Below are 1,077 nucleotides of genomic sequence, written 5' to 3'. Positions count from 1 at the left end.
TGTACTCGGCCATTAGGTTGGTCGCAGTCGGCTGATGGGGGGTAGGCCTCCGAGTGCGCTGTGACGGCGTTGAGTGTTGTAGAACTCGACCCAGGGGGCAAGCGCTCGGGCGCGGTCCTCGTTGGAGGCGAACACCCGGCGGTAGGACCATTCGCATTGCAGGGTCCGGTTGTAACGCTCCACCTTGCCGTTCTGCCACGGGCAGTGGGGTTTGATGAAGATGTGTTTGGCGTTGAGTTCATGAACGACAGCGGCGACGTCGAGAGAGCGCCGATAACTCAGATGGTTGTCGGTGATGAGTCGTTCGATACACGAAATCCCCTGTGATTGAAAGTATTCAGCAGCCCGGGCGATGAACCCGGCGCATGTCGGTCCTTTTTCATCGGCATGGATCTCCGAGTACGCCAATCGGCTGTGGTCATCGACCATCGAGTGCACGTAGTCATACCCGATACCGCGGCCGCGGACGTCCTCGCTGCGCCCGTGAGCACGCCAGCCACCTCCATCGGGAATACGGCCGAGCTTCTTGACGTCCACATGGACCAATTCGCCGGGCCGCTGGCGCTCATAGCGCACCGCAGTAGCTTTGGACGCCTTGATCACGACACCGGTCATCGGGTCGCAGTCCCGCAGATAGGGCTGGCGGCGGCGACGCAGAATCCGCCCGACGGTCCGAGGCGCGATCCCCAGCTCGGGACCTAGCCAGTCCTGGCCGCGGCGATGCCGCCGGCGGGCGGCGACAACCTGGCGCTCGACGCGGGCCGACGTTCTCGTCGGACAGCGGTTCGGGCGTGAGGACCGGTCCTGTAACCCGGCTTCACCCTGCGCGGCATAGCGGCTGATCCAGGTGTGGACGCATTTGCGGGAAATCCCCATCGCCTTGGCGATATGAGCCTGCTTCCATCCCTGTTGATGGCGTTGCACGATTAACAGCCGACCGTGAAACGTGGTACGGGCATTACGGTGGGACACGAGAACCTCCGGAGTAGGTATGGGCCTTAGACAAGCCACACCTCACCCGGAGGTTCTCCTCACATCAAGCCAACACGCCCGCTACCAACCTCATGGCCGGATACA

The 1,077-nt window shown here is 62.6% G+C and carries 1 protein-coding gene; it reads right to left on the bottom strand.

Going from position 1 to position 1,077, the window contains the following annotated elements; all coding sequences use genetic code 11:
- Window positions 1-12: 12 nt before the first annotated feature.
- Window positions 13-972 carry an IS481 family transposase gene (locus tag CRM90_RS30015; protein WP_102810458.1) on the bottom strand — a complete coding sequence of 320 codons (960 nt, stop codon included), beginning with the start codon at window positions 970-972 and terminating at the stop codon, window positions 13-15.
- Window positions 973-1,077 lie beyond the last annotated feature (105 nt).

Source organism: Mycobacterium sp. ENV421 (assembly GCF_002887815.1).
Classification (GTDB): Bacteria; Actinomycetota; Actinomycetes; order Mycobacteriales; family Mycobacteriaceae; genus Mycobacterium.
The sequence above is the reverse complement of the archived record's forward strand: the minus strand, read 5'-3'. Positions and strand labels throughout refer to the sequence as shown.